Raw genomic sequence first — 5,901 nt, forward strand, 5'->3', positions numbered from 1 at the left:
AGGTTCGACCTATACCGAGGTAGACAAGAACCACGACCTGTTCGCGGAAAATCGTTTCCTGCGCACCGGCGACCTTGGGCGGCTAGATTCCGATGGCTATTTGTGGATCACGGGGCGCAAGAAAGACCTGATCATTCGCGGCGGCCACAATATCGACCCAGCCGAAATCGAAGACGCGATGATGTCGCATCCGGCGGTGGCGCTTGCCGGGGCGATCGGCCAGCCAGATGCTTTTGCGGGCGAATTGCCTTGCGTCTATGTCGAACTGGTCAAGGGTGCCGATGTCACCGTGGCGGAATTGACCGAGCACGCGCGCAGCCATATCCACGAACGCGCGGCGGTGCCAAAGCACGTCGAAATCATGCTAGAGCTGCCGAAAACCGGCGTTGGCAAGATTTTCAAGCCCGATCTGCGCAAGCGCGCGATCACCCGCGTCTTTAACGATGCGCTGGCCACCGCGGGTTTTGCCGCCAATGTGGCCTCTGTCACCGAGGACAAGAAGCGTGGGCTTGTCGCGCATTTGCACCGCCTTGGCGATGTCGATGAGGCGGCGCTTGCCGCCAAGATGGGCGAGTTCACGACCCCTTGGGATTGGGCGAAGTAAGCCAACGAGAATGGCCCGCGCATGAGGCGCGGGCCATTCGTAAGCACAACTTTGGTTGGGATCAGAGCAGTTTCAGATCGCCAGCCGATGAACGCCCATCGCGCCCAGACTGCAATTCGTAAGCGACTTTCTGATTGTCGTTGAGGCCCTTGAGCCCCGCGCGCTCGACCGCCGAGACGTGAACAAACACATCCTTGCCGCCGTCGTCAGGGGCAATGAAACCAAACCCTTTAGTTGCGTTGAACCATTTCACAGTGCCAGTGGCCATCCAGCGTCTCCATACTCAGTGTACCCCAAGCACTATGCTTGGGGCCGTGCAGCCGGGTCTTTCAGGTATTCCGGCTGGCCCTGATAGGGTAGGCGGGAAGAAAGGCAGCAGCATCGCCACAAAATGATGCCGCATCCGATAAGAAAATCAACAAAAAAGGGTTAACGGGGCCGATCTGCCCGCTTACCCCCTATTGCTGGTCGGGGGGCAGGGCCTCGGCCACAAGTTCTGCGAGCGCGTCTTGTAGCGCGAGTGATCGGCTTTGCGGATCGCCCAGACGGCGCATCGAAACCGTCCGCTCTTCGACCTCTTTCATGCCCACCGCTAGAATCACCGGCACCTTGCCGACCGAATGTTCGCGCACCTTGTAGTTGATCTTCTCGTTGCGCGTATCGGCCTCGGCGCGGATGCCCTTTTCGCGCAGTGCCGCAACCACCTCGTTCACGAAGTCATCGGCATCCGAGACGATCGAGGCCACGACCACTTGCCGCGGTGCCAACCAGAACGGCAGCTTGCCCGCGTAGTTCTCGATGAGAATCCCGATGAAACGCTCGAACGAGCCGAGAATGGCGCGGTGCAGCATGTAGGGGCGGTGCTTGGCACCGTCTTCACCGATATATTCGGCACCGAGGCGCGTGGGCAGGTTCGGGTCTACCTGAAACGTGCCGCACTGCCATTTGCGCCCGATCGCATCGGTCAGCTTGAAGTCGAGCTTCGGCCCGTAGAACGCACCTTCACCGGGGTCGATCGTGTAGGGCACGCCCGCGGATTTGATGGCGGTTTCAAGCATCCCTTCAACCTTGTCCCAAGTTTCGTCGCTGCCAATGCGCACGTCTGGGCGGGTGGAAAACTTGATCTCGAATCCGTCAAAGCCGAGGTCTTTGTAAACGCTTGCCAAGAGGGTGATGAAGCCCACGCATTCGGCACCGATCTGATCTTCGGTGCAGAAAATATGCGCATCGTCCTGCGTGAAGCCGCGCACGCGCATCAGCCCGTGCATCGAACCCGAAGACTCGTAGCGGTGGCACGAACCAAACTCGGCCAGCCGTAGCGGCAGGTCGCGGTAGGATTTCAGGCCTTGGTTGTAAACCTGCACGTGGCAGGGGCAGTTCATCGGCTTTAGCGCGTTGATGCGCTTTTCCTTGGCACCTTCTTCGTCAACCTCGACGATGAACATGTTCTCGCGGTAGGCCTCCCAGTGGCCCGAGCGTTCCCAGAGCACGCGGTCCACCACCTGCGGGGTGTTGATCTCGCGGTAGCCCGCCTTTTCAAGCCTGCGGCGCATGTATTCCTGCAAGGTGCGATAGATGCGCCAGCCGTTGGGGTGCCAGAACACCATTCCGGGGGCTTCTTCTTGCAGATGGAACAGCTCCATCTCGCGGCCAAGTTTGCGGTGGTCGCGCTTGGCGGCCTCTTCCAGCATGGTCAGATGCGCCTTGAGCGCATCGCGGTTTTTGAACGCAACGCCATAGATGCGTTGCAGCATCGGGCGCGTGCTGTCGCCTCGCCAGTAGGCACCTGCCACGCTCATCAGCTTGAACGCGTCGGCGGGCAACTGGCCGGTATGTTGCAGGTGCGGGCCGCGGCAAAGGTCTTGCCAGTGGCCATGCCAGTACATGCGGATCTGCTGATCCTCGGGGATCATGCCGACCAGTTCTACCTTGTAGGGTTCGTTCTGCGCCTCGTAATAGGCGATGGCGCGGGCACGGTCCCAGGTTTCGGTGGTGACCGGATCGCGGCGGTTGATGATTTCGCGCATCTTCGCCTCGATCGCGCCGAGGTCTTCGGGCGTGAAAGGTTCGGCGCGGTCGAAATCGTAATACCAGCCGTTTTCGATGACCGGGCCGATGGTGACCTTGACCGTGGGCCAAAGCTCTTGCACCGCGCGGGCCATGACGTGGGCGAGGTCGTGGCGGATGAGTTCTAGCGCGGGCGCGTCATCCTTCATCGTGTTGATCGCGATGGCGGCGTTTTCGGTGAGTGGCCAAGCCAGATCCCAGTGCTTGCCATTCACCTGCGCCGAGATTGCGGCCTTGGCCAGCGATGGCGCGATAGAGGCTGCCACTTGCGCGGGGGTTACGCCCGCGTCATAGCTGCGTGAATTGCCATCGGGGAAAGTCAGGGAAATCTGGGACATCTGGGTCCTCCTCGTCGGTTTGGCGCCTACGGCACGCCCGGTTGCGGGTTATGGCGCAGGTGGTAAGAAGATTTCGGGGGCAAGTCAACACCGCCCCCAACGGCAAGGAAGGGCAAGATGAGCAGATTTATGACTTCGCCGCAGGGCCGCCGGATTGCCTATGAACAAAGTGCTGGGCGCGAGCCGGGGGTGATGTTTCTGGGCGGGTTCCGCTCGGACATGCAGGGCACCAAGGCGCTGGCGCTAGAGGCTTGGGCGGCGGCGGCTGGCCGTGCGTTCTTGCGTTTCGACTATTCTGGCCACGGCGCTTCGGATGGTGCTTTCGAGGATGGTTGCATAGGCGACTGGTTGCAGGATGCCGAGGCGGCGCTGGCGCTGACCAAGGGGCGGCAAGTGCTGGTAGGCTCGTCCATGGGCGGCTGGATTGCGCTGTTGCTGGCGCGCGCGATGCCAGAGCGGATCGCCGGATTGGTGCTGGTGGCCGCCGCCCCCGACTTTACCGAAGACGGAATGTGGGCCGAGTTCGACGCGGCGCAGCGCGTTGTGCTTGCACGCGACGGGCGGGTGGAACTGCAATCGGAATATTCCGATGAGCCCTATGTCATCACGCGCCGCCTGATCGAGGACGGGCGCGAGCATCTGATGCTGCGCACTCCGCTGCCTTTGCCAATGCCCGTGCGCTTGTTGCAGGGCACCGCCGATGCTGACGTGCCGCAATCGGTGGCGCTGCGGCTGTTGGCGCATGCCGATGGGCCGGACATTCGGCTGACGCTGGTGAAGGGGGCTGACCACCGCTTTTCGACGCCGGAGTGTCTGCGGCTGATCGAGGCGGCGGTGACGGAACTGGCAGAGTAGGGGCCGACGACATCTTGGCAATGCGAAAGGGCGGCCGATGGGCCGCCCTTTGCTGCAAGGTGCAAGGCGGGTTCAGACCGCGCGGAGCGATGCCGTTTTGGGTTCTGCGCCCGCGTTCTGGTCGATGAAGTTCAGCACCAGCGGGCGGATGTTTTCGCGCCAGCTGCGGCCTGCGAAGATGCCATAGTGGCCCGCGCCCATTTCGATGTAGCCAGCCTTCTTTTCGGGCGGCAGGCCGGTAAGCAGATCGAGTGCCGCGGCGCATTGGCCGGGGGCGGAAATATCGTCTTTGCTGCCCTCGACGGTTTTTACCGCGACATCGGTGATTTTACCGATATCGACCTGACGGCCCGCAACGGTGAAGCGGTTTTCCGCAATTTCACGGCCTTTGAAGATACGCTCGACCGTGGAAAGGTAGAACTCGGCGGTCATGTCCATGACCGACAGGTATTCATCATAAAAGATGTTGTGCTTGTCGCGTTCGGACCCCTCGCCCTTGGCTTCGGCGCTGATTTTTTCAGCGAACGCCTTGCCGTGCGTTTCGGCGTTCATCGAGATGAACGAGGCAAGCTGCATCAACCCCGGATAGACAAGCCGACCCGCGCCCTTGTGCTTGAAGCCGACACGCTGGATGACGAGGTGTTCTAGCTGGCCCATGGTCACGCGGCGGCCGAAATCGGTGACTTCGGTTGGGGCCGCGTCTGGGTCGATCGGGCCGCCGATCAGCGTAAGGGTGCGCGGCTGCGCGGCGGGTTCGATTTCGGCCAGATAGGCGGTGGCGGCAAGCGCAAGCGGTGCGGGCTGGCAGACCGCGATCACGTTGATGTCAGACCCGAGGTGGCGCATGAACTCGACAAGGTAGAGCGTGTAATCCTCGACGTCGAACTTGCCTTCGGAAACCGGGATGTCGCGCGCGTTGTGCCAATCGGTGATGTAGACTTCGGCATCGGGCAGAAGGCTGGCGACGGTCGAGCGCAGCAAGGTTGCGTAATGACCCGACATCGGTGCCACCAGCAGCACCCGCCGCTGCATCGGGGCGCGCCCTGCAACGTTGAAATGCACGAGGCTGCCGAAGGGGCGGTCAACCAAGGTTTCGACATTGACCAGATGATCGCGCCCGTCTGCACCCGTGATGGTGCGGATGCCCCAGTCGGGTTTGATAACCATGCGCGCGAAGCTGCGTTCGGTCACCCGGCCCCAGGCAGACATCACCTTGAACATTGGATGCGGCACAAGCCCCCATGCGGGGTAAGAGGCCATGGCGCGGGCCGAGGCACCCATCCATTCGTTGGTGTTCCTGATGGTCTCCATCAGGTCGTAGCTTATCATGCCCTTCATTATGTCTCCTGACGCGGCCGGTCCCAAACGTGGCTTTACCCTTGGACCCCTGCGGCATTATGTTACGTTAGAGGATAGGGAGGAAATATGGCTATGACAACGGGAGAGAACGGGAATCTTGCTGCATCGCAGCAATTGACCGAAAATCTTGCCCGGGTCGAGGCATTGTCTCAGCGTTTGGTAGCGGCATTGGCGCAAAAACGGGCACCGAACCCCTCGCTCGAGGGGCCGGGCAACGATCTTTACATCAAGGCAAGCTCGGCGCTGTTGAAAGAGTGGATGGAAAACCCCGCGAAACTGCTTGAGACGCAGATCAACTTCTGGGGGCAGTCGCTTAAGCATTATGTCGAGGCGCAGCAGGTGCTGGCCAAGGGGAAGCTGGAGCCGCCCAAGGATACCGGGCCAAAAGACCGCCGCTTTGCCAACCCGCTTTGGGACAGCAACCCCTATTTCAACTTCATCAAGCAGCAATACCTCATTTCTTCCCGCGCGATCGAAGACGCCGTCGCCAAGATCGAGGGGTTGGAGCCCGTAGACCGCAAGCGCGTTGACTATTTCACACGCCAGATCATCGACATGATGGCACCGACGAACTTTCTGGCCACCAACCCCGATGCACTAGAGCGCGCCGTGGCGACCGAGGGCGCAAGCCTTGTGCGGGGGCTGGAAAATCTGGTGGCCGATATCGAGGCGAGCAAG

The 5,901-nt window shown here is 61.1% G+C and carries 4 protein-coding genes and 2 pseudogenes; 3 read left to right on the forward strand and 3 right to left on the reverse strand.

Annotated features, from left to right (window positions below; all coding sequences use genetic code 11):
* Nucleotides 1–604: pseudogene (locus ABY403_RS12560) on the forward strand (acyl-CoA synthetase); the annotation flags it as partial.
* Between the two features lie 61 nt (nucleotides 605–665).
* On the opposite strand, the gene ABY403_RS12565 reads toward ABY403_RS12560, so the two are convergent.
* On the reverse strand, nucleotides 666–872 hold the full coding sequence (locus ABY403_RS12565) for a cold-shock protein (RefSeq protein WP_372841166.1): 207 nt from the start codon (nucleotides 870–872) through the stop codon (nucleotides 666–668).
* Nucleotides 873–1,062: 190 nt separating this feature from the next.
* The gene (gene thrS / locus ABY403_RS12570; protein WP_372841167.1) at nucleotides 1,063–3,009 is read right to left on the reverse strand and encodes a threonine--tRNA ligase; all 1,947 of its coding nucleotides are present in this window, start codon (nucleotides 3,007–3,009) and stop codon (nucleotides 1,063–1,065) included.
* A 117-nt stretch (nucleotides 3,010–3,126) separates the two neighbouring features.
* Here thrS and ABY403_RS12575 point away from each other — a divergent pair, with 117 nt between their 5' ends.
* A complete protein-coding gene (locus ABY403_RS12575) occupies nucleotides 3,127–3,864 on the forward strand; it encodes an alpha/beta hydrolase (protein ID WP_372841168.1) in 738 nt (245 codons plus the stop codon).
* Nucleotides 3,865–3,936: 72 nt separating this feature from the next.
* On the opposite strand, the gene phaZ is transcribed toward ABY403_RS12575, so the two are convergent.
* Nucleotides 3,937–5,202: a polyhydroxyalkanoate depolymerase gene (gene phaZ, locus ABY403_RS12580; RefSeq protein WP_372841169.1), complete on the reverse strand. Its 1,266-nt coding sequence runs from the start codon at nucleotides 5,200–5,202 to the stop codon at nucleotides 3,937–3,939.
* A 93-nt stretch (nucleotides 5,203–5,295) separates the two neighbouring features.
* Between phaZ and ABY403_RS12585 the strand changes: the two are divergent.
* Nucleotides 5,296–5,901: pseudogene (locus tag ABY403_RS12585) on the forward strand (class I poly(R)-hydroxyalkanoic acid synthase); the annotation flags it as partial.

This window comes from Phaeovulum sp. (assembly GCF_041596715.1).
Taxonomy (GTDB): domain Bacteria; phylum Pseudomonadota; class Alphaproteobacteria; order Rhodobacterales; family Rhodobacteraceae; genus UBA6213.

Bases quoted from the DNA above. Each gene is read 5' to 3' on its own strand.
- phaZ (WP_372841169.1), bottom strand. From the start codon at position 5,202: ATGAAGGGCATGATAAGCTACGACCTGATGGAGACCATCAGGAACACC.
- thrS (WP_372841167.1), bottom strand. From the start codon at position 3,009: ATGTCCCAGATTTCCCTGACTTTCCCCGATGGCAATTCACGCAGCTAT.
- ABY403_RS12565 (WP_372841166.1), bottom strand. From the start codon at position 872: ATGGCCACTGGCACTGTGAAATGGTTCAACGCAACTAAAGGGTTTGGT.
- ABY403_RS12575 (WP_372841168.1), top strand. From the start codon at position 3,127: ATGAGCAGATTTATGACTTCGCCGCAGGGCCGCCGGATTGCCTATGAA.